The organism is Amycolatopsis sp. NPDC006131 (genome assembly GCF_040614175.1).
Lineage (GTDB): Bacteria > Actinomycetota > Actinomycetes > Mycobacteriales > Pseudonocardiaceae > Amycolatopsis_E > Amycolatopsis_E tucumanensis.
Genome location: NZ_JBEXTX010000062.1, coordinates 1 through 20,127 on the forward strand (window position 1 = coordinate 1; position 20,127 = coordinate 20,127).

Below are 20,127 nucleotides of genomic sequence, written 5' to 3' on the forward strand. Positions count from 1 at the left end.
GGCACGCCGGCGGTGTGGACGCTGACGCAGTTCGCGGCCCGCGAGCGCTACCGCACGCTGATCGGCTTCAAACGCTGCCACCCCGCCGGCTGACTGAACTCGCCGACCCACCGCTGCCCGGCTCCGGGAGCCCCTCGATGCGCGGACCCTCGCCGGGGTAGCGGTTGGGCGTTTCGCCTCGTCCGCCATCCCTCCAGCGCAACGGGGGTCGCCGACCGCGGACTACACCGACCGGTGGAACGTGAACGGCCACTGCGCCACCGGCCGCGCCACCAGTTCCGCCGGCGGCTCCGGCAGCCGCGCCTTGCCACGCGCGATCACCACCACCCGGTCCTGCCCGCCGAGGTAGACGTCGGCGGGCCCGGGCACGTTCTCGACGACCCAGCGCGCCAGCGCGTCTCGCCCACCGGGCACCGCGCGCACCTCCCACATCAGCGTGTCCGCCATCAGCGCACCCGCAGCGGCGGCACGGCGGGCACCTCGGGCGCGTTGTCGATGTCCGCCTGGGTCATCCGGAACTCCTCCGGGTAGTGCTCCCGGCTCGTGCGCCGCGGCGGCTCCGTCGTCCGCCACGTGTAGAGGCACCGCCGGCACTGCAGCACCTCCCACACCCCGGCGACCGGCGAGTCCGCCAGCTTATCCACGACCTCGAACTCACAACGTGGGCACATCGGATTCTCCTTACCGCGCCAGCATTCCCTGCAACTTGGTCAGCCAGGCGGCGGCCTCGGGCAGGTCGCGCACCGGCTGGCTGTAGTGACCGCGGTCGTCGGGCGCCACCGGGGTGGTCGCGTCGATGATCATCTTGTTCGTGATGCCGGCGGGCTGCGAACCGGGGTCCAGCTCCAGCACCGGCAGGTTCGGGATGTTCACCAGGTCGCCCGCCGGGTTGACCTTCGTGGACAGCGCCCACATCACCTGCGGCAGGTTGAACGGGTCGACGTCCTCGTCGACCATGATCACCGTCTTGACGTACCCGAGCCCGTGCGGCGTGGTCATCGCCCGCATCCCGACGGCCTTCGCGAACCCGCCGTAGCGCTTCTTCGTCGAGATGATCGCCAGCAGCCCGTGCGTGTACATGGCGTTGACCGCCTGCACCTCCGGGAAGGCCTCCTTGAGCTGCTGGTAGATCGGCACGCAGGTGTTCGCCGCCATCAGGAAGTCGATCTCGGTCCACGGCATGCCGAGGTACAGCGACTCGAACACCGGGTTCGTCCGGTGGTGGATGCGGTCGATTCGCACCACCGTCATGTTCCGGCCGCCCGAGTAGTGGCCGGTGAACTCGCCGAACGGCCCCTCGATCTCGCGCTTGCGGCCCTCGATGACGCCTTCCAGGACCACCTCCGAGCCCCACGGCACGTCGAGCCCGGTCAGCGGCGCGGTCGCGATCGGGGCAGGCGCGCCGCGCAGGGCGCCGGCCATCTCGTACTCGCTCTGGTCGTAGGCCATCGGGGTGGCCGCGACGATCGAGATCACCGGCTCGTTGCCCAGCGCGATCGCGACCGGCAGGTCCTCGCCGTTCTCCTCGGCCTTGGCCAGGTGCAGCGCGATGTCGTGCATCGGCACCGGCTGGAGTCCCAGCTTGGCGCGGCCCTTGACCTGCATCCGGTACACCCCGACGTTCTGCTTGCCGAAGTGGTCCGGATCGGCCGGATCGCGGGACACGACCGCGGCCTTGTCCAGGTAGAACCCGCCGTCGCCGTCGTTGAGCCGGAACAGCGGCAGCACCCGGAACAGGTCGACGTCGTCACCTTCCAGCACGTTCTCCGCCCACGGCGGGTTCGCGCGCCGCTCCGGCGGCACCGGGAAGTCCTCCCAGCGCCGGATGAACTCGGCGACCTGGTCCTTGATCCCGGTCTGCGGCGGCAGTCCCATCGCGAGCGCGTGGTTGGCCCAGGAGCCGTGCACGTTGAGCGCGATCCGGGCGTCGGTGAAGCCGGTGACGTTGTCGAAGTACAGCGCGGGCGCCTTGTCGCCCAGGCGCGGGGCGGCGTTGGCGGCGGCGCCGAGGTCGGGTTCGGGCGCGACCTCCTCGGCGATCCGCAGCAGCTGCCCGTGTTCGTCCAAAGTGTCCAGGAACGAGCGGAAGTCGTCGTAGGGCACGGGTTTCCTCCTATCGGTGCAGGCCGGACCAGCGGCGGGCGCGGGGCGCGGGCTGGTCGAACTGGTCCAGCACGCGGGCGACGACGTGGTCGACGATGTCGTCCACGGAGTCCGGGTGGTTGTAGAAGGCGGGCATCGGCGGCACGACGCGCACGCCCATCCGCGCCAGCGCGAGCAGGTTCTCCAGGTGGATCTCGCTCAGCGGCGTCTCGCGCGGCACCAGGACGAGCCGGCGGCGTTCCTTGAGCACGACGTCGGCCGCGCGGCCGACCAGCCCGTCGGCGTACCCGGCTCGGATCCCGGCGACGGTCTTCATGCTGCACGGGACGACGACCATGCCGTCGGTGCGGAACGAGCCGGACGAGATCGGCGCGGCCTGGTCCCCCGCGCCGTGCACGACGTCGGCGAGCTTGCCGACTTCCCGTGCGCTGTAAGGGGTTTCCAGCTCGATGGTGGTGCGCGCCCAGCGGGAGAGCACCAGGTGCGTCTCGACATCGGGCAGGTCGCGGAGCGCTTCGAGCAGGCGGACGCCGAAGGGTGCGCCCGTCGCCCCGGTCATGCCGACGATCAGCCGCATCGCACCCTCCCTATTAGTTCGTATACGAACCTTTCGTACGCACACTAACATGCGCTCATGACAGCTGTCGACGAAGCCGTGTTCCACGTCATGCGCCGTGCTCTGCAGGAACACGGCGCGCGCTGGCAGGCGGAGCTGCCCGCGCTGACGAAGCCGCAGTACGCGGTCCTGAAGGCGATCGCCGAGGGCGACGACGTGGACCAGGCGAGCGCGGGCCAGCAGGCGGCGATCGACAAGGCGACACTGGCGAACCTGATGCTGCGACTGGAACAGCGCGGCCTGATCACGCGCACGATCGGCACCGATCGGCGCCGCCGCATCCTGCGACTGACCAGCGCGGGCGAAGCCGCCCTGCGCGAGGCCGACCCGGTCGCGCGCGAGGTGGACGAGTCGATGCTGAGCCGGCTGAGCGCCGCGGAGCGCGCCGAACTGCACCGGCTCCTGCTGAAGCTCAGCCCGCCGCCGGCGTGACCGTCGCCCGCCTCGTCGTCAGCGCGCCGCTGCCCCGTCCGACGCCGGCGAGGCCACCGCCGAAGCACCCGCCACGAGGAGGACCACTCCGCACACCGCACCGGCCAGCGACACGGCGGCGAACAGCGCGCTCACGGCACCGTTGTTGCTCAGCGCGATGTGCGTCGGCCCGGAGGTGACCGCCACCCCGGTGCCTGCCCAGGCCACCGCGACCCGCGGCAGCACGCGGCCCGAACCCCGGCGCCGCACCAGGCTCAGCACCGCGACGGCACCCCCGGCGACCAGCAGGCCTTGCGCGAGCAGGAAGGACTGCTGCCCGGCGGTGTCGAACCCGGCCGGCCCGCCCCAGCGCGCCCCGGACACCGACCACGCGAGGAGCATCGCGGCGTAACCGAGAACGACCACCGCGGCCGGTGTCACGAGCGGGCCGGGCCGCCGCGGGGCCAGCTCCGGCACCCGGATCCGGAACACCACCGGCCACCGGTCCCGCGCGTAGCCGACGAACGCGGCCAGCAACCCGACGGCCTGCGCCACGAACCCGCCGTACACCACGGCGTAGACCCAGCCCTGCAGCCCGTTGTCCGCGGGCGCCGGGGAACCACCCAGCACCACCTGCGCGACCAGCCCCACCGGCAGGCCGAGCGCGATCGGCGCGAGCAGTCCCGTCGCCGCCCAGACCGGCCCCAGCGCCAGCACCCGCGGCAGCCGCCTGCCCCACGGGAAGGTCAGCGCGAGCACGAGCGCGATGGCCGCCAGCTCCATCAGCCCGGTGATCACATCCCCCACCAGGTGCCGCGCGTCCAGCAGTTCCGCGGCTCCGGCGGCGGTGGCGGCACCGGCGCTGCTCCCGGACAGCCACATCACCTTCAGCGCGAGGTACGGCACGCAGGCCGCGATCGTCGCGCAACAGATCCCCAGCCGGACCGGCCCCGGCCCGCTCCGCCGCACGTCGACGGCCCCCATCGTCACCATGACCGGGAACGTATCGGCGCGGAACTGAGATCGCGCTGAGGCCGCTCAGGGGCACTCCTCCTCCGCGTCGTTCTGCCACAGCATCGCCGCGTGCAGGGCCGCGATCAGCCGTTCGTCGTCGGCCACGCTCGGCTCGCTGCCCAGCGGGATCCAGCGCTGGCACACCTCGCGGCCGTCCTCGTACCCGGTCAGCAGCATCCCCGGGTACGACAACGTCACCGGCTCGCCGTCCGGCCCGTCCACGTCGACCCGCCGGAGGTGCATCGCCACCCGCACCTGCCGCTTCCCGCCCATCCGCACCTGCCCACCTCGACCCCGGTATCCCGAGGTCGCGGCCGGGCCCGCGTTGGTTACCGCGCCGATCCTCCCGATTCGGCAACGGCGGGCACCCCTTCCGTGCCGCGCCCGGTCGGCGCAGGCAGAATTGGCCCCCGCAACCGCGAGCAGGGAGTGATCAGCATCGTGACAGTGGCCGTGCAGTCGATCGAGCAGAAGATCGCCGAGGAGCTCGGCGTCCGCGAAGGGCAGGTCAAGGCCGCCGTGGACCTGCTCGACGGCGGGGCGACCGTGCCGTTCATCGCGCGGTACCGCAAGGAGGTGACCGGCGCGCTGGACGACGCCCAGCTGCGCACGCTGGAGGACCGGCTGCGTTACCTGCGGGAGCTCGACGAGCGCCGGGCCGCGATCCTCGAATCGATCGACAGCCAGGGCAAGCTCACCGAGGAGCTGGCCGAGGCGATCCGCGCCGCGGACACCAAGGCCCGGCTGGAGGACATCTACCTGCCCTACAAGCCGAAGCGGCGCACGAAGGCGCAGATCGCCCGCGAGGCAGGCCTGGAGCCGCTGGCCGACGGCCTGTTGAACGACCCGAACACCGACCCGCAGGCCGCCGCGGCCGTGTTCGTCGACCCCGAGAAGGGCGTCGCGGACGCGCAGGCCGCGCTGGACGGGGCTCGCGCGATCCTGGTCGAGCGCTTCGGCGAGGACGCCGACCTGATCGGCGAGCTGCGCGAGAAGATGTGGTCGGAGGGCTACTTCTCGTCGAAGGTCCGCCAGGGCAAGGAGACCGAGGGCGCGAAGTTCGCCGACTACTTCGACTTCGCCGAGCCGTTCACGAAGATGCCCTCGCACCGGGTGCTGGCGATGCTGCGCGGCGAGAAGGAGGAGGTCCTCGACCTCACCGTCGAGCCGGAAGAACCCAGCGACGAGCCGAAGGTGGGCCCCTCGGACTACGAGCGCCGCATCGCGCAGCGCTTCGGCATCACCAACGAAGGCCGTCCGGCCGACAAGTGGCTGCAGGACACCGTGCGGTGGGCCTGGCGCACCAAGATCCTCCTGCACCTCGGCATCGACCTGCGGATGCGGCTGCGCCAGAAGGCCGAGGAGGACGCGGTGAACGTGTTCGCCGCGAACCTGCGCGACCTGCTGCTGGCCGCGCCCGCAGGCACCCGCGCCACGATGGGCCTCGACCCGGGTTTCCGCACCGGCGTGAAGGTCGCCGTCGTGGACGCGACCGGCAAGGTCGTCAACACCCACACGATCTACCCGCACCAGCCGCAGAACCGCTGGGACCAGTCGATCGACGAGCTGGCCAAGCTCTGCGCCGCCCACTCGGTGGACCTGATCGCGATCGGCAACGGCACCGCGTCCCGGGAGACCGACAAGCTCGCCATCGAGCTGATCAAGCGGCACCCCGAGCTGAAGCTGACCAAGGCCGTCGTCTCGGAGGCGGGCGCGTCGGTCTACTCGGCGTCCGCGTTCGCCTCGCAGGAGCTGCCCGAGCTGGACGTCTCGCTGCGCGGCGCGGTGTCGATCGCGCGGCGCCTGCAGGACCCGCTGGCCGAGCTGGTGAAAATCGACCCCAAGTCGATCGGCGTCGGGCAGTACCAGCACGACGTGTCCGAGGTGGCGCTCTCCCGCTCCCTGGACGCGGTGGTCGAGGACTGCGTGAACGCGGTCGGCGTGGACGTCAACACCGCGTCGACTCCGCTGCTGACCAGGGTCTCCGGCATCACCGCCGGCCTGGCCGAGAACATCGTCAACCACCGCGACACGCACGGCCCGTTCCGGTCGCGCTCGGCGCTGAAGGACGTCGCGCGGCTGGGCCCGAAGGCGTTCGAGCAGTGCGCCGGCTTCCTGCGGATCCGCGGCGGCGACGACCCGCTGGACTCCTCCAGCGTGCACCCCGAGGCCTACCCGGTCGTGCGGCGGATCCTGTCGAAGACCGGCATCGAGCTGCGGGAGCTGATCGGCAACGAGCGGGTGCTGCGCAAGCTGCGCCCGGAGGACTTCGTCGACGAGACCTTCGGCCTGCCGACCGTCACCGACATCCTCGCCGAGCTGGAGAAACCCGGCCGCGACCCACGCCCGGCGTTCAAGACCGCGACGTTCGCCGAGGGTGTGGAGAAGATCGGCGACCTCAAGCCGGGCATGCGGCTGGAGGGCGTGGTGACGAACGTGGCCGCGTTCGGGGCGTTCGTCGACATCGGGGTGCACCAGGACGGCCTGGTGCACGTGTCGGCGATGTCGAAGAACTTCGTCAAGGACCCGCGTGAGGTAGTCAAGCCGGGTGACATCGTCAAGGTGAAGGTGCTCGAGGTGGACATCCCGCGCAAGCGGATCTCGCTGACCCTGCGCCTGGACGACGAGGTCGGCGGCGGCCGCGCCAAACCCGCTGGTGGCGGCGGCGGTGAGCGCCGTGGCGGGCAGCCGCGCAAGGGCGGTCAGCCGAAGCGGCGCGAGCCCGCCGGCGGCGGCGGTGCGCTGGCCGACGCACTCCGGAAGGCCGGCTACGGTCGCTAAAACGCCGTTCAGGGTTCATCATCGAGGGGTGCAGTGGGCCGACTCCCTGGCAGATCGATCCGCGCGGCGTTGGCTGCGCGGGATCGCCGGGCGGCTCGACTCCGGCTGGCAGGCGCTGGCCGGAGACCCCTCGGTGTGGCGGGCGTTCGGCAGGCACCTGGCCGCTGTCGACGACGCGGTGCGGTGCGAGCAGGACATGGTCCCGCGCCAGGAGCCGGTGAGCAGGCTCGTCCTGCTGGCCGGTCACGCGCACGACGTGTGGACCGAGGCGGCGGAGGTGGACTGGCAACCGCCCGCGGATCCCGGCGACTGGACCGACCGGGAGTGGACGGGGCTGCGCCTGCTCGCCTGCCTCCGCCTCGCGGCCGACGAGCCGCGTGGCCCGAAGCTGCCCGCGGCCGCGGAATTCGCCCGGAGCCGTCCTGCCGGAACCGGTGAACAAGTGAACAATCGGCGCGAATACTTCCGCTGAAATTAGGGAAAAAGCCGCCGAACGGCACTGGTGAATCGTTGACGGGCTTGCCTAGTATCGGATTTCCTTTTTTCCGGTCGGGGGCGATGCCGTTGGTGTTCTTCCGCATCCTGGGACCGCTCGAAGCGGAGGCCGGGGGCCGTCGCGTGCCGCTCGGCGGGCCGAAACCGCGCCTGCTGCTGGCCGCCCTGCTGCTCCAGCCCGGCGTCGTGGTGTCCGCCGACGCGCTGACGGACGTGCTGTGGCCGGGGCGCGCGCCGCGGTCCGCCGCCGCGAACCTGCGCACCTATGTGCACGGCCTGCGCCGCGTGCTCGGGGACCGCATCGAAAGCGGCCCGGGCGGATATCAGCTCCACGCCGGGCCGGACGAGCTGGACGCGACGCTCGCCGAGCGGCTCGTGGCGCGGGCACGTGTCGAAGAGGCGCCCGCGCTGCTCGACCAGGCCGCCGCGCTGTGGCGCGGCGAGGTGCTGGAAGACCTGCCGCACCACCACACCTGGTCGTCCGCCGTCGCGCGGCTGAGCGAGCTGCGGTTGTCGGTGCAGGAGGAACGGTTGCGGTTCCACGTGTCGGCCGGGCGGCACGCCGAGGCGATCGTGGAACTGCGTGGCCTGCTGGCCGAACAGCCGTTGCGGGAGGAGCTGTGGCGGCTGCTCGTCGTCGCGCTGGGCGCGAGCGGGCGACAGGGTGAGGCGCTGGCCGCGTACGCCGAAGCCGAGCGCGTGCTGCGCGCGGAGCTGGATGCCGAGCCGGGCGTGCGGCTGCGGCAGGCGGCGGCCGAACTGGACGCGCCGGCGCCGGTGTGCCAGCTGCCGCTGGACCTGCCCGACTTCACCGGCCGCGAGACGGGGCTCGCGGAGCTGACCGGCTTGCTGGACGGCGAGCACCCCGCCGTCGTGGTGTTGTCCGGGCCGCCGGGCGCGGGGAAGTCGGCGCTGGCCGTGCACGCCGCCCACGCCGTGCGCGACCGCTACCCCGACGGCCAGCTGTACGTGGACCTGCGTGGCACGTCGGACTCGCCGCGGCGGGCGCTGGACGTGCTGGCCGAACTGCTGCACGCGCTCGGCGTGCCGGACGCCGGGATCCCGCGCGGGCTCGACGAACGGTCGGCGTTGCTCCGCTCGCGGCTGGTGGGACGGCGGGTGTGCGTGGTGCTCGACGACGCGGGCAGCGCCGCGCAGGTGCGGCCGCTGCTGCCCGGCGCGGGCGCGGCCGCGGTGCTGGTGACCAGCCGGGGCAGGCTGCCCGACCTCACCGTCGCCCGGCACGTCGACGTCGGCGTGCTGACGGCCGCGGAGGCCACGGAGCTGCTGGGCCGGATCGCCGGGGCGGGCCGCGTGGCGGCCGAACCCGAGGCGGCGGCCGGGATCGTCGAGGCGTGCGGCCGGTTGCCACTGGCGATCCGCATCGCCGGAGCACGGCTTTCGCACCGTCGTGAGTGGACACTCCGCGCGCTTGCCGCCCGGTTGGCCGACGAGCGCCGTCGCCTGGACGAGCTGCGGGTCGGCGACCTGGCGGTGCGGGCGAGCCTCGCGCTGAGCCACGACCAGCTGCCCGGCAGCTGCGCCCGGGCGTTCCGTGCGCTGGGCGGGCTCGGGCCGCTGCCGTTCCCCGGCTGGGTGGTCGCGGCGCTGCTCGGGCGGGAGCACGCGGACGACGTGCTGGACGTGCTGGTCGACGCGCACCTGGTCGAGCTGGTCGGCGATCAGCCGCGGTACCGGCTGCACGACCTGGTGCGCTGCTACGCGCGGGAACTCGGGGAGCCGGATCCGGACGGCGTCCGCCGTGTGGTCGAGGGGTACCTCTCGCTCGCCACTGAGGCGGCGGAGCGGATGCCGGTCCGCTTCTTCGGCGCCGCGCCGGAGCCGCGGTCGGCGGACTGGTGGCGCCCGGCCCGGCTGGACGATCCGGTGGCGTGGTTCGCGGGCGAGCGACCGGTGCCACTCGTCGAACTGGCGGTGGCCCACGGTCTCGACGCGCTGGCGTGGCGGCTGGCGGCGGCGTTCACCCCGTACTTCGACCTGCGCGGGCACCACGAGGACTGGCGCCGCACGCACGAACTGGCGCTGGGCGCGGCCGAGCGGGCGGGCGAGCCGCGCGGGCAGGCGCTGGTGCTGCGCAACCTCGGGCAGCTCGAGGTCTACCAGGACGACTACACCGCCGCGCGTGAGGCGTTCGAGCGGTCGGTGGCGTTGTTCCGGAGCATCGGCGACGACCAGGGCGCGGCCGTCGCGCTGGCCGGGTTGAGCACGATCCGGCGCGTCGCGGGCGAGCACGAGATGGCACTTTCGCACTGCCACGACGCGCTGGAGTTGTTCATCCGCAGCGGCGACCGGCATGGCGAGGCGGTGGTGCGGATCGCGATCGGCTCGGTGTGGCTGGCGCGGGGCTGCCACGCGACGGCCGAGCGCTGGTTCACCGACGCGCGTGAGGCGTGTGTCGAGATCGGCGACCGGCACCGCGAAGCGCACGCCCGGCACCGGATGGCGTTGCTGCACCAGCAACGCGGCAACCTCGGACGGGCCCGTGAGGAGCTGGACCGGGCGATCGCGATCTTCGGCGAGCTGGGCGACGACCACTGCGTGGGCTACGCGCACCAGAGCCTCGGGGAGCTGTGCCTGCGCAGCGGCGACCTCGCGCACGCGAAGCTCCTGCTGGTGAACTCGCTGTCGGTGCACCGGCGCGACGGCGACCGGCGGTCCGAGGCCGAAGCGGGGCAGCTGCTCGGCGAGTTGCACGAACGGCTCGGACAGGTGCGCGAGGCTCACGGCCTGTTCCGGCGATCGCTGGAGATCTGGTCGGAGCTCGGCGCCGAAGAAGCGGCGGCCGCGCTGCGGGAACGGTTGAGTCACCACCCATTGACCATGATCGCGGGCGGGTCCATCCTGGTGCCCTCCGAGAGAGCCGGGAGGCAGCCATGAGCACCTTCGTCGTGGTCGGCGGCGCCGGGCGGACCGGCCGCCGGATCGGGGAACGGCTCGCGAGCGGCGGTCACCGGGTGGTGGTGGCGAGCCGGAGTTCGGAGCCCCCGCTGGACCTGACGGCGAAACCGGACCCGGCGCTCTTCGCCGGCGCCGAGGGGGTCGTGATCGTCGCGGAGCCGCCGAAGGAGCCGGACGCGGCGGAGGCCGCGATGCACGGCGGTGTCTCGGCGATCGCGGAAATCGCGGCACGCGAGGACATCCCGGTGGTGCTGGTGTCCCAGATCTACCTGACGCGGCCGGCGGAGCACCCCGAGATGAGCGCGCGCATCGAGGCCCGCGCCAGGGGCGAGCAGGCGCTGCGGGAGAGCGGCGCGCAGTACACGATCGTGCGGCCGAGCTGGCTGCACGACCTGCCCGCCGCCGGGGTGCGCGTCGAACAGGGCGACACCGGCGAGGGCCGGGTCTCGCGCGACGCGGTGGCCGACGCCGTCGTGGCCGCGTTGTTCGACCCGTCGGCGTCGGGCAAGACGTTCGAGCTGTACGACGACGAGGACTCGCCGCGGCCGGACTGGCCGTCGGTGTTCGCCGCGCTGCACCCCGATCAGTGACCGGGTAGCGGGTCCAGCACCTGCTTGCTGTGGTGCTGATAGATGATCGACGTCCGGAACGTGACCATCTCCCTGCGGCTGGTGAACCGCTCGAGCAGGAACGCGTGCAGGTGGTCGATGTCCTGCGCGGTGACGTGCACGAGGAAGTCGTCGCTGCCCGCGATCGTGAAGACCGAGATGACCTCGGGCAGCTCGGCGAGCGAGCGTTCGAACGCGTCCACCACGTCCCGCGTCAGCGGCCGGATCTGCGCCGCGACGATCGCCTGCACCCCGCGGTTGAGGGCGCCGAGGTCGATGTCCGCGTGGTAGCCGCGGATCACGCCGCGCTTGCGCAGCAGGCGGATCCGTTCCAGGCACGTGGACGGCGCGATACCGACCTTGCGGGCGATGTCCCTGTTCGACTGCCGCGCATCCTCCTGCAGAAGCCGCACGATCGCCGAATCAAGTTCATCCATGTTCGCAGCTCCGATGGTCATGCCGAATATCGTTCGGCGGCGGCGCTTCGTGGTTGTGCATCAGCCTAGCTTTTCGCGCATGGAGCATGAAGAGGTGAAAGTCCGGCGCGGTCCCCGCTCGGGGCTGCCGGTCATCGTCGCGATCCACTCCCGTGCGCTCGGCCCCGCGGCCGGCGGCATCCGGCTGCGCCGGTACCCGGACTGGCGGGACGGCCTGGCGGACGCGTTGCGCCTGTCCGAGGCGATGACCGACAAGAACGCGGCCGCCGGGCTGGATTTCGGCGGTGGGAAGACGGTGATCGCGCTCGGGCCGGGGACGGAGCTGACGCCGTCGCTGCGGGAGGCGGCGCTGCTCGACGTGGGCGAGCTGATCGAGTCGTTCGGGGGCACGTACTTCGGCGGCCCGGACGTCGGGACGGGCCCGGACGACATGGTGGTGGTGCGGCGCTCGACGTCGCGGGTGTTCTGCCTGCCGCCGGAGCACGGCGGGACGGGTTCGTCGAGCATCCCGACCGCGCTGGGGGTGTTCGCCGCGCTGCGGGCCGGGGCGCGGCACGTGTTCGGCAGCGCGGAGCTGACCGGCCGCACCGTGGTCGTCAGCGGGCTGGGTTCGGTGGGCGCGCTGGTGGCGCAACACGTGGCAGCGGCGGGCGCCCGGGTAGTGGTGTCCGATGTGGACCCGGCGAAGCGCGCTTCCGGTTACGAGTGGGTGGATCCGGAGAAGGCGCTGCGCACGCCCGCGGACATCGTGGTGCCGGCTGCGGTGGGTGGCGTGCTGTCCGCGGAGCTGGTGCCCGAGCTGTCCGCGCCGCTGATCGTCGGCCCGGCGAACAACCAGCTCACGTCCGAGACGGTCGCGGACGACCTGGCCGCTCGGGGAATCGTGTGGGTGCCGGACTTCATCGCCAGCGCGGGCGGCGCGGTGTACACGCTGCTGCGCGAGGTGGAAGGCCTGCCACACGAGGAAGCGACAGCCCGTGTGGAGGCGATCGGCACTACGGTGTCCGAGGTGCTGGACACGGCGCGGGACAAGGGAACCACCCCGCTGCGGGAAGCACGAGCCCGGGTAGCGGCCCGGCTGGCCTGACACGCAACCGGGTGACGACCCGGCTGGCATGACACGCGCCCAGGTGGCGGCCCGGCTGGCCTGACACGCGCCCGGGTAGCGGCCCGGCCGGCCTGACACGCACCCGGGTAGCGGGTCGGCTGGCCTGACACGCGCGCGGGTAGCGGCCTGGCTGGTCTGATGGTGGCGGCGCCGATCGGTCACGTCTCGTGGCAGATCAGCGCCGCCCCACTCGTTGTCCGCCCCCGCCCATTCACCACAACGCCAACAGCCGCCCTACCCCCGACAAACCACCACCCACCCTGACCAACCGCCGGCCGCTCCCTTCACCACAGCACCCACGGCGGCTCTGTCCCTGGAATCGCCGCCCACCTGCCCAACCACCGGCCATTCCCATCACCACAACAGCCACCCCCGGAACCGCCGCCCACCTGCTAATCCCCATCACCACAACACCCGCAGCAGCCCCACCCCCGGAACTGCCGCCCACCTGCCGGTCCACATCGGACATTCACCGCGCCTCGCGCAGCCGATCGTCGTAGGCCTCGCGCGCGTCGAGCAGTTCCTCCCAGTGCTCGCCGACCCAGGCGCACACGACCTTCATCGGTTCCAGCATGCTGCGCCCCAGGGCCGTGAGCTCGTACTCGACGCGCGGCGGCGTGCCGGGGTGGCTGGCGCGGCGGATGAGCCCGTCACGTTCAAGGCCGCGCAGCGATTTCGTCAGCCCTTTCGGGGTGACCCGCCGCAGGGGCACCCGCAGTTCGGAGAAGCGCCGTGGACCGTGCTCGAGGCACGCGATCACCAGCGGGGCCCACTTGTCGCCGAAGCGGATCGGCGTCAGGCCCGACGGGCAGAGCTCGTCGAACATGTCCGGTGGCAGGGGTTCGCGCATACTGCCACGGTAATCGGTATCCGAGAGGAAACCGGGACGCTGGCTACGGTCTCGCCATGAGCAGAATCGTGATTTTCGGCGCCGGCGGGCGCGCGGGACGGCAGGCGGTCGCGGAGGCCGCGCGGCGCGGGCACGAGGTGACGGCGGTGGTGCGCGACCCGGCGAAGCACCGGGCGCCAGACGGGGTCGAGTTGGCGGCCGGCGACGTCACGGACGCGAATTCGGTGGCCACGCTGGTGAAGGACCAGGACGCGGTGATCTCAGCGGCCGCGGTCTACGGGGCGGGCACCGACCCGCACGCGTTCTTCACCTCGTCGGGACGCGCACTGGCCGCGTCCGGCGCGGCGCGGGTGATCGTCGTGGGCCTGTCGTCGCTGGCGCCGGACGCGACGGGCCTGCCGCTGAAAGATGCCCCCGGTTTCCCGGCAGAGTTCCGCCCGTTCATCGCAGCGCACGCGGCCGGCCTGGACCTGTTGCGCGCCAGCGACCTGGACTGGCTCTACGTGAGCCCCGCGGGAGACTTCGACCACGAGGGCGACCGCACCGGCTCATACCGGGTGGCGGCCGCCGGCGACCCGGGCGCGCGCGTGTCCTACGCGGACTTCGCGATCGCCCTGGTGGACGAGGCATCAAACCCCCAGCACCGGCGGCAACACCTCCTGATCACCGGCGTCTGATCGAGGCGCCCCACGGCCACGCGCCGGTGGAGGCAACACCCGCCGCCACCGGCGCCCAACCACCTACGCGCCAGCCACCACGGCAGCACCCCGCCGAGCACCGGCGCTCCCCGCAGCCACGCGCCGGCACGGCAAGACGTGCCGACCACCGTCACCTGACCAATACTCCACCCGCACACGTCCCGACACGCCAACACTCGCCAACCACCGGCGCCCAACCAACACTCCACAGGCTCACGCGCCGGTGCGGCAACACCTGACGATCACCGGCGCCCAACCAACCCTCCCTACGCGCCAGCCTCCACGGCAGCACCCCGCCAAGCACCGGCGCTCCCCCGGCCACGTGCCGGCGTGGTCTCGCACCCCGTCAGCGCGCGTCGCCACCCCAGCGCCCAACCAACGAACAGTGGCCCGCACCCCTTTGGCACCACCACTTCACCGACTCTCGAAGTTCGACCGCACATAACCGCTGATCAGAAGTTCTTGACCTCCAGTAATGTCGAGGTTCCATCCTGGTCTGCATGGAACCTCTTGATGTTGCGGTGATCGTCGGAAGCACCCGGGACGGCCGGTTCGGCCCGGTGGTGGCGCAGTGGTTCGCCAGGCAGGCGGTCGAGCACGGCGAGTTCCGGGTCGACGTGATCGACCTGGCCGACGCGAATCTCCCCGCCGCTCTGTCCGGCCGGCCGACTCCCGAGGTGGCGGCAGTCAGCGAGCGCTTGGAGAAGGCGGACGCGTTCGTCATGGTGACGCCGGAGTACAACCACAGCTACCCGGCATCGCTGAAGACTCTGCTGGACTGGCACGGCACGCAGTGGCAGGCGAAGCCGGTGGCGTTCGTGTCGTACGGCGGGTTGTCCGGCGGGTTGCGTGCGGTGGAGCACCTGCGCCCCGTCTTCGCCGAGCTGCACGCGGCGACCATCCGGGAGACAGTGAGTTTCCACGGCGCCTGGAGCCAGTTCGACGACCGGGGCGAGCTGATCGATCCCGACGGCCCGACGGCAGCAGCGAAGGCGCTGCTCGACCAGCTCGCATGGTGGGCACACGCCCTGCGAGACGCACGGCGCGTCCGCCCGTACGCAAGCTGACCATGGCCGAGTCGTGACGGGGGCGGCTGGGGGTCGCCCCCGTCACGCTCACGAGAACCACCGCAGCCGGGCGACCTTCCGGCGCCCGCCCGCCCATGTCGCCACAACTCGCCGACGCCCCCGCTCCGCCGGGCTCGACCTCGGCCCACCGGGCTCGACCTCCGCCCACCGGGCTCGATCTCCGCCCGGCGACTCGACCTCGGCCCACCGGCCGCCCCCACGAGCCGGTCCCGACCACGCCGCTACGGCAAGCTCCGGCACCGGGCTCGACCTCGGCCCGCCGGACCTCCCCACGAGCCGGTCCCGACCACGCCGCCTCGGTAGGCTCCGGCGCTGGGCTGGCAGTGCGCCGGCCCCACCCCCGGAACCAGCGCCCGCCCACCCGCCACCAGACTCACCCTGCGCCGTTCCCGCAGCAGTGATCACCGCGCCGGCCCTGCCATCGCGATCGCTGCGTGCCGGTCCCGCCGGGTCAGCTCCCGGCCTTCAGCTCCAGCTCGTCGAGTCCCGCGGCGAACGCCTGCGCGATCTCGCTGATCTCCGGCCGCCGGATGGTCAACGGCGGCGAGACGGCCAGCGCCTTCGCCAGCGTCCGAGTCAGCACGCCGCGCTGACGGATGAGCAGGCTGAGGTCGGACACGGCCGACGGCAGGCGCTCGAACAGATCGGGCTGCAGTTCGACAGCAGCGAGCAACCCCACCCCTGCCCGAACCTCCCGGACGAGGGGGTGCGCGGCCATCGACTGCAGCGCGGCGGCGAGCTCACCTTCGAGCAGCTGTCCCCGCTGGAACAGGTTGCCCCGCTCGAGGATGTCGATGTTCGCCAACGCCGCGGCGCAGCAGGCAGGGTGACCGGAGTAGGTGGCGCCGTGCCGCAGCGTCGTGCCAGGCCGGTCCCAGAACGGCTCGGCGACGCGCCCGTGCACGACAACCCCGCCCAGAGGCAAGTACCCGCTGGTCACCCCCTTGGCGAAGGTGATCAGGTCGGGCTCCACACCCCACCGCTCGACACCGAACCACGTGCCGAGCCGGCCGAAACCGCAGATCACCGCGTCGGCGATGACCAGGACGCCGTACTCCCGGCACACGTCGACCACACCCTGCACGTAGCCCTCCGGCGGCGCGAGCACACCACCGGCACCGATGACCGGCTCGAACAGGAACGCCGCGACGCGTTCCGGCCCCACCCGCCGGATCTCGTCACGCAGCGCGTCGACCGAGTCGTAGGCGACGCGCGACGAGGACGGCAGGATCTCGCCGAACCCGGTTCGGTTGGCTTCGATGCCGGCCACGCCGGTGCCGATGCCGTTGGTGCCGTGGTAGGAGTTCGTCCGGCTGATGACGTGCACCCGCTCGGGCTGCCCCTGCACCACGTGGTAGCGGCGCGCGATCTTGACGGCGCTGTCGATCGCCTCCCCACCACCGGTGGTGAGGAAGACCTTGGCATCCGGCATCGGCGCGAGCCCGGCGAGCCGCTCCGCGAGCGCGCGGGCCGGTTCGTTGGTGAAGTCGCCGAAGATCGAGTAGCCGGCGAGCTTGCGCATCTACTCGGCGGCGGCGTCGGCGATCTCCGCCCGGCCGTGGCCCGCGTTGGCGTACCAGAGGCTGGCCGTGGCATCCAGATAACGGTTGCCTGCCGCGTCGTAGACCCACACGTCCTCGCCGCGCTCGAGGACGAACTCGTCTTCCCGGACGACCGCCATGTCCGAGAACGGATGCCACAGTGCTGTGTCCATGCCCCTCACGGTAGCGGGCGGACGACCTTGCCGGGGTTGAGAATTCCCAGCGGGTCGAAGGCCTGTTTGACCGCTTGGTGGACGGACACGCCCACCTCTCCCAGTTCCGTCTCCAGCCACTCCCGTTTCAACATGCCCACGCCGTGCTCGCCGGTGATCGTGCCGCCCAGCCGGAGACCGAGCGCCATGATCGCGTCGAACGCGGCCTGCCCGCGCCGCACCGAGTCCGGGTCTGCCGCATCGAAGACCACGTTGGGGTGCATGTTGCCGTCCCCCGCGTGCCCGCACGTCGGAATCAGCACGTCGTGCTCGCGGGAGATGGCCGTCACCCCCTCGAAGAACTCCGCCAGCCTCGAGCGGGGCACGCACACGTCGTCCACCAGCCGGTCGCCGAGCTGCTCCATTGCGACCCCGGCCAGCCGTCGTGCCGCGATGAGCATGTCCGCCTCGGCGCGGTCACTCGCCACCAGCACTTCGGTCGCCCCGCAGGACCGCGCGACCTCCGCGAACACCTCGAGGTCATGCGGTGCCGCCGGCCCCCGATCGGACTGGGCGATCAACACGGCCTCGACGTCGTCCGGGAAACCCAGGTCCCGGTACGCCGCGACCGCGTCGATCGTCGGCTTGTCCATCAGCTCGAGCACCGACGGACGCTGCCCGCTGCTCAGGTACTCCGTGACCGTCCGGCACGCCGCGGGCGGCACCGCGAAGAACGCGACCGCCGTCAACGGCGCCTCCGCGACCGGCCGCAGCGCCACGGTGATCTCGGTGATCACGCCGAGCGTTCCCTCCGAGCCGGTGAACAGCCGCACCAGGTCGTACCCGACGACGCCCTTGGCGGTGCGGCGGCCGGTCCGGAGCACCCGCCCGTCGGCGAGCACCACTTCCAGTTCACGAACGAAGTCACTGGTGACTCCGTACTTCACGCAGCACAGCCCACCGGCGTTGGTGGCGACGTTGCCACCGATCGTCGACGACTCCCACGAGCCGGGGTCGGGCGGGTAGAACAGGCCCTTGTCCTCGACCGCTCGGGACAGGACCGCGTTCACGACCCCCGGCTGCACGGTCGCCGTGTGGTTGATTTCGTCGATGTCCAGGATGCGGGTCATCCGCTCCAGGGAGAGCAGGATCGCCCCGTCTACCGCGTTCGCTCCGCCTGACAGTCCCGTCCGGGCGCCCTGCGGGACGACAGGGATCCGGTGCCGGGAAGCGACACGCAGGATTCTTACGACTTCTTCGGTCTCGGTCGGCCGTGCCAGCGCCATCGGCACGCCTGCGGTGCCGAACCCGGCTTGGTCGAAGCGGTAACCGGCCAGTACATCAGGGTCGGTCGTGACGAAATCGGCTTCCAGCTCGGCGATGAGTCCCACGAACTCACCGTATCGGGCGAAGGTAGACGAGAGAACCGGGTGATGCCCGGGCGCTCGCCCGCGGACATCCGGGCATCACCCCCCCTCTGGAGTGGTCTCAGGCGGTGATCTCCTTGCGGCTCTCACCACTCTCGATAGCGATCTTGCGCGGCTTGGCGGCCTCTGCCACCGGGATCCTCAGCGTCAGCACGCCGCTCTCGTAGCTCGCCTTGATGCGGTCGGTGTCGAGCGTGTCGCCCAGGAAGAGCTGCCGGGAGAACACGCCGAGCGGCCGCTCGGCCACCTGCATCTCGACGTCGTCACCCGTCGCGGAGGGACGACGCTCCGCCTTGACGGTCAGCACGTTGCGTTCGATGTCCAGCTCGATCGCGTCCGGGTTCACACCGGGCAGGTCGAACACCACCACGAACTCGTCGCCCGCGCGATAGGCGTCCATCGGCATCGCCGCGGGGCGCGACCACGTTCCCGACCCCTGGCCGAACACCTGCTGGGTCAGGCGGTCGAGTTCGCGGAAGGGATCGGTGCGCATCAACATCTCGCCACCTCCTTCAGTCTCTTTCACTTCGGACGTTGACGTCGCACACCACAGTTATAGCGCGTCGTCGTTCCGTTGACAAGTCCGTCCGTCATCGGCATGATGACGTTGTGCCGCCCTACGAGAACTTGCACGACGCGCTGGAACTGGTTGAGGAAGTACTCGGCGAAGCCACCGCCGACTACGACTCGAGGAGGGTGCTCGCCGCACTCGAGGTGCTGCGGGCGCTACGGGAAGAGCTGACGGCCTGGGAGCCGCAGCTCATCGAAGCCGCGCGTGAAGCGGGCGTCAGCTGGGCGGAGCTGGCGCCGGCGCTCGGCGTCGCCAGCAGGCAGGCGGCCGAGCGTCGCTACCTACGGCTCCGGGATGCCGTGGGCAGCGACCACACAGCTGATGAACGGGTGCAGAAGACGCGAGACCGCCGCGCCGAGGAGAAGGCGGTGATGCAGTGGGCGCGCGAGAACTCCGCCTCGCTGCGCCGGCTGGCCGGGCAGATCAGCGCGCTGAAGGGCGTGCCCGGCGTGGGAAAGGTGCGGCGCGCGCTGGCCGAGGATGACGCGGCAGCGCTGCTGACACCGCTGAGCGGAGTGGGCCAGCACCTCGACCAGACGTACCCCCAGCTGGCGGTCGAGGTTTCGCTAGTTTGCGATCACATGGACCGGGTGCGCCGGGAGACCCAGGAAAGGAGGCAGTCGTCCCGAGCGGGCAGCAGCTCCTAACGCTGTACCGCCGCGAGCAGACCGGACGGCGCGCGAGGAGTTGCGGATGTTGCTGCCGCGACGGTGCTTGATCAGCACCTGGTGGGGAGTGACCAGGGCGCGGGCCCTGGGCTGCGCTGCTGTCGGGCGGGAGCGGATACCGCGCCGGGCGAGCGGCTGCCGCGCTGGGGCAAGCCGCGAGCGGCTGCCGCGCTGGGGCAAGCTGCGGGTGGCTGCCATGCCGGGGCGAGCCGCGAGTAGGTGCCGCGCCGGGGCAAGCCGCGAGTGGCAGCCGCGCCGGGGCGAGCCGCGAGTAGATGCCGCGCCGGGGCCAGCCGCGCGTGGCGGGCCGCGAGTGAATTGCCGTGCCCGGGGTGAGAGCTTGTCGCACGGGCGCGCTCCCAGGGGCACTCGTGGCAGCTGAACGGAGTGTGAGCCCAGGGCACGGCTTCCGCCAGCGACAAGTGACCGCGGCGCAAGTGGCGGATGATTCTTGTGCGCCGGGGGCGCTGGAGGTTGCTGGCGGACGTAGCCCGTGGCGTCGGGCGTCGGGCTTCGCGCGGGGTACCAGGCGCGTCGTGTTGGTGAGGTCAGCGGGGTCTTCGGCCTCCAGCCATGACTTGCGTTGGTTTCGGCCGAGTGCTGATCCGAGGCGACCTCCCGGGGCAGCCAGGTGCGGCGA

General features: G+C 71.9%; 21 protein-coding genes. 9 read left to right on the forward strand and 12 right to left on the reverse strand.

Going from position 1 to position 20,127, the window contains the following annotated elements; genetic code table 11:
• Positions 1-222 precede the first annotated feature (222 nt).
• Genes ABZ215_RS27230 through ABZ215_RS27245 form a run of 4 tightly spaced genes read right to left on the reverse strand, consistent with a single transcriptional unit; the run spans position 223 to position 2,680 of the window.
• Entirely contained in the window at positions 223-447 is a 225-nt protein-coding gene (locus tag ABZ215_RS27230) for a hypothetical protein (RefSeq protein ID WP_237336040.1), read from the reverse strand.
• On the reverse strand, positions 447-671 hold the full coding sequence (locus ABZ215_RS27235) for a non-oxidative hydroxyarylic acid decarboxylases subunit D (protein WP_354952642.1): 225 nt from the start codon (positions 669-671) through the stop codon (positions 447-449). The genes ABZ215_RS27230 and ABZ215_RS27235 overlap by 1 nt, the downstream gene beginning before the upstream one ends.
• A 10-nt stretch (positions 672-681) precedes the next feature.
• Complete coding sequence (locus ABZ215_RS27240; protein ID WP_354952644.1) at positions 682-2,103, reverse strand: non-oxidative hydroxyarylic acid decarboxylases subunit C; 1,422 nt, start codon at positions 2,101-2,103, stop codon at positions 682-684.
• A 10-nt stretch (positions 2,104-2,113) separates the two neighbouring features.
• Positions 2,114-2,680 (reverse strand): non-oxidative hydroxyarylic acid decarboxylases subunit B, encoded by a 567-nt coding sequence (locus ABZ215_RS27245; RefSeq protein WP_354952646.1) that lies wholly within the window; start codon positions 2,678-2,680, stop codon positions 2,114-2,116.
• Between the two features lie 57 nt (positions 2,681-2,737).
• Here ABZ215_RS27245 and ABZ215_RS27250 point away from each other — a divergent pair, with 57 nt between their 5' ends.
• Positions 2,738-3,151, forward strand: coding sequence for a MarR family transcriptional regulator (locus tag ABZ215_RS27250; RefSeq protein ID WP_354952648.1), 414 nt, complete (start codon positions 2,738-2,740; stop codon positions 3,149-3,151).
• 18 nt (positions 3,152-3,169) lie between these two features.
• On the opposite strand, the gene ABZ215_RS27255 is transcribed toward ABZ215_RS27250, so the two are convergent.
• Together ABZ215_RS27255 and ABZ215_RS27260 are read right to left on the reverse strand one after the other, a co-directional pair.
• Positions 3,170-4,123: a hypothetical protein gene (locus tag ABZ215_RS27255; protein ID WP_354952650.1), complete on the reverse strand. Its 954-nt coding sequence runs from the start codon at positions 4,121-4,123 to the stop codon at positions 3,170-3,172.
• 45 nt (positions 4,124-4,168) lie between these two features.
• A complete protein-coding gene (locus ABZ215_RS27260; protein WP_020421914.1) occupies positions 4,169-4,417 on the reverse strand; it encodes a hypothetical protein in 249 nt (82 codons plus the stop codon).
• Between the two features lie 156 nt (positions 4,418-4,573).
• On the opposite strand from ABZ215_RS27260, the gene ABZ215_RS27265 reads away from it, so the two are divergent.
• From ABZ215_RS27265 to ABZ215_RS27280, 4 genes are all read left to right on the forward strand, one after another.
• Entirely contained in the window at positions 4,574-6,925 is a 2,352-nt protein-coding gene (locus ABZ215_RS27265; RefSeq protein ID WP_020421915.1) for a Tex family protein, read from the forward strand.
• A gap of 28 nt (positions 6,926-6,953) precedes the next feature.
• Entirely contained in the window at positions 6,954-7,397 is a 444-nt protein-coding gene (locus ABZ215_RS27270) for a DUF6401 family natural product biosynthesis protein (protein WP_020421916.1), read from the forward strand.
• A gap of 86 nt (positions 7,398-7,483) precedes the next feature.
• Positions 7,484-10,318: a BTAD domain-containing putative transcriptional regulator gene (locus ABZ215_RS27275; protein WP_354952653.1), complete on the forward strand. Its 2,835-nt coding sequence runs from the start codon at positions 7,484-7,486 to the stop codon at positions 10,316-10,318.
• Positions 10,315-10,929 (forward strand): NAD(P)H-binding protein, encoded by a 615-nt coding sequence (locus tag ABZ215_RS27280; protein ID WP_039791895.1) that lies wholly within the window; start codon positions 10,315-10,317, stop codon positions 10,927-10,929. The genes ABZ215_RS27275 and ABZ215_RS27280 overlap by 4 nt, the downstream gene beginning before the upstream one ends.
• On the opposite strand, the gene ABZ215_RS27285 is transcribed toward ABZ215_RS27280, so the two are convergent.
• Positions 10,923-11,384, reverse strand: a complete 462-nt coding sequence (locus ABZ215_RS27285) for an Lrp/AsnC family transcriptional regulator (protein ID WP_020421918.1) — start codon at positions 11,382-11,384, stop codon at positions 10,923-10,925. The two genes, ABZ215_RS27280 and ABZ215_RS27285, sit on opposite strands and share 7 nt — an antisense overlap.
• 79 nt (positions 11,385-11,463) lie before the next feature.
• Between ABZ215_RS27285 and ABZ215_RS27290 the strand changes: the two genes are divergently transcribed.
• Positions 11,464-12,471, forward strand: coding sequence for a Glu/Leu/Phe/Val dehydrogenase dimerization domain-containing protein (locus ABZ215_RS27290; RefSeq protein WP_354952654.1), 1,008 nt, complete (start codon positions 11,464-11,466; stop codon positions 12,469-12,471).
• A gap of 490 nt (positions 12,472-12,961) precedes the next feature.
• Here ABZ215_RS27290 and ABZ215_RS27295 read toward each other — a convergent pair whose 3' ends face one another.
• Positions 12,962-13,342, reverse strand: a complete 381-nt coding sequence (locus ABZ215_RS27295; protein WP_354952656.1) for a helix-turn-helix domain-containing protein — start codon at positions 13,340-13,342, stop codon at positions 12,962-12,964.
• Between the two features lie 56 nt (positions 13,343-13,398).
• Here ABZ215_RS27295 and ABZ215_RS27300 point away from each other — a divergent pair, with 56 nt between their 5' ends.
• Positions 13,399-14,019 carry an NAD(P)H-binding protein gene (locus ABZ215_RS27300; protein WP_354952658.1) on the forward strand — a complete coding sequence of 207 codons (621 nt, stop codon included), beginning with the start codon at positions 13,399-13,401 and terminating at the stop codon, positions 14,017-14,019.
• 521 nt (positions 14,020-14,540) lie between these two features.
• A complete protein-coding gene (locus ABZ215_RS27305) occupies positions 14,541-15,107 on the forward strand; it encodes an NAD(P)H-dependent oxidoreductase (RefSeq protein ID WP_354952660.1) in 567 nt (188 codons plus the stop codon).
• A 472-nt stretch (positions 15,108-15,579) separates the two neighbouring features.
• On the opposite strand, the gene ABZ215_RS27310 is transcribed toward ABZ215_RS27305, so the two are convergent.
• The 4 genes from ABZ215_RS27310 to ABZ215_RS27325 form a co-directional block, all read right to left on the reverse strand.
• A complete protein-coding gene (locus ABZ215_RS27310; RefSeq protein ID WP_354952662.1) occupies positions 15,580-16,650 on the reverse strand; it encodes an aminotransferase class III-fold pyridoxal phosphate-dependent enzyme in 1,071 nt (356 codons plus the stop codon).
• The gene (locus ABZ215_RS27315) at positions 16,651-16,842 is read right to left on the reverse strand and encodes a hypothetical protein (RefSeq protein WP_354952664.1); all 192 of its coding nucleotides are present in this window, start codon (positions 16,840-16,842) and stop codon (positions 16,651-16,653) included.
• 5 nt (positions 16,843-16,847) lie between these two features.
• On the reverse strand, positions 16,848-18,212 hold the full coding sequence (locus ABZ215_RS27320; RefSeq protein ID WP_354952666.1) for an FAD-linked oxidase C-terminal domain-containing protein: 1,365 nt from the start codon (positions 18,210-18,212) through the stop codon (positions 16,848-16,850).
• A gap of 97 nt (positions 18,213-18,309) precedes the next feature.
• Positions 18,310-18,747, reverse strand: a complete 438-nt coding sequence (locus ABZ215_RS27325) for an Hsp20/alpha crystallin family protein (protein ID WP_020421925.1) — start codon at positions 18,745-18,747, stop codon at positions 18,310-18,312.
• Between the two features lie 110 nt (positions 18,748-18,857).
• Here ABZ215_RS27325 and ABZ215_RS27330 point away from each other — a divergent pair, with 110 nt between their 5' ends.
• Positions 18,858-19,466 carry a hypothetical protein gene (locus ABZ215_RS27330; protein ID WP_020421926.1) on the forward strand — a complete coding sequence of 203 codons (609 nt, stop codon included), beginning with the start codon at positions 18,858-18,860 and terminating at the stop codon, positions 19,464-19,466.
• Positions 19,467-20,127: the final 661 nt, after the last annotated feature.

What these genes read in the sequence shown, in the direction of transcription:
- ABZ215_RS27230 (WP_237336040.1), bottom strand. Translation starts at nt 447, where the DNA reads ATGGCGGACACGCTGATGTGGGAGGTGCGCGCGGTGCCCGGTGGGCGA.
- ABZ215_RS27235 (WP_354952642.1), bottom strand. Translation starts at nt 671, where the DNA reads ATGTGCCCACGTTGTGAGTTCGAGGTCGTGGATAAGCTGGCGGACTCG.
- ABZ215_RS27245 (WP_354952646.1), bottom strand. Translation starts at nt 2,680, where the DNA reads ATGCGGCTGATCGTCGGCATGACCGGGGCGACGGGCGCACCCTTCGGC.
- ABZ215_RS27250 (WP_354952648.1), top strand. Translation starts at nt 2,738, where the DNA reads ATGACAGCTGTCGACGAAGCCGTGTTCCACGTCATGCGCCGTGCTCTG.
- ABZ215_RS27255 (WP_354952650.1), bottom strand. Translation starts at nt 4,123, where the DNA reads ATGGTGACGATGGGGGCCGTCGACGTGCGGCGGAGCGGGCCGGGGCCG.
- ABZ215_RS27260 (WP_020421914.1), bottom strand. Translation starts at nt 4,417, where the DNA reads ATGGGCGGGAAGCGGCAGGTGCGGGTGGCGATGCACCTCCGGCGGGTC.
- ABZ215_RS27275 (WP_354952653.1), top strand. Translation starts at nt 7,484, where the DNA reads ATGCCGTTGGTGTTCTTCCGCATCCTGGGACCGCTCGAAGCGGAGGCC.
- ABZ215_RS27280 (WP_039791895.1), top strand. Translation starts at nt 10,315, where the DNA reads ATGAGCACCTTCGTCGTGGTCGGCGGCGCCGGGCGGACCGGCCGCCGG.
- ABZ215_RS27285 (WP_020421918.1), bottom strand. Translation starts at nt 11,384, where the DNA reads ATGGATGAACTTGATTCGGCGATCGTGCGGCTTCTGCAGGAGGATGCG.
- ABZ215_RS27290 (WP_354952654.1), top strand. Translation starts at nt 11,464, where the DNA reads ATGGAGCATGAAGAGGTGAAAGTCCGGCGCGGTCCCCGCTCGGGGCTG.
- ABZ215_RS27295 (WP_354952656.1), bottom strand. Translation starts at nt 13,342, where the DNA reads ATGCGCGAACCCCTGCCACCGGACATGTTCGACGAGCTCTGCCCGTCG.
- ABZ215_RS27300 (WP_354952658.1), top strand. Translation starts at nt 13,399, where the DNA reads ATGAGCAGAATCGTGATTTTCGGCGCCGGCGGGCGCGCGGGACGGCAG.
- ABZ215_RS27305 (WP_354952660.1), top strand. Translation starts at nt 14,541, where the DNA reads ATGGAACCTCTTGATGTTGCGGTGATCGTCGGAAGCACCCGGGACGGC.
- ABZ215_RS27310 (WP_354952662.1), bottom strand. Translation starts at nt 16,650, where the DNA reads ATGCGCAAGCTCGCCGGCTACTCGATCTTCGGCGACTTCACCAACGAA.
- ABZ215_RS27315 (WP_354952664.1), bottom strand. Translation starts at nt 16,842, where the DNA reads ATGGACACAGCACTGTGGCATCCGTTCTCGGACATGGCGGTCGTCCGG.
- ABZ215_RS27325 (WP_020421925.1), bottom strand. Translation starts at nt 18,747, where the DNA reads ATGTTGATGCGCACCGATCCCTTCCGCGAACTCGACCGCCTGACCCAG.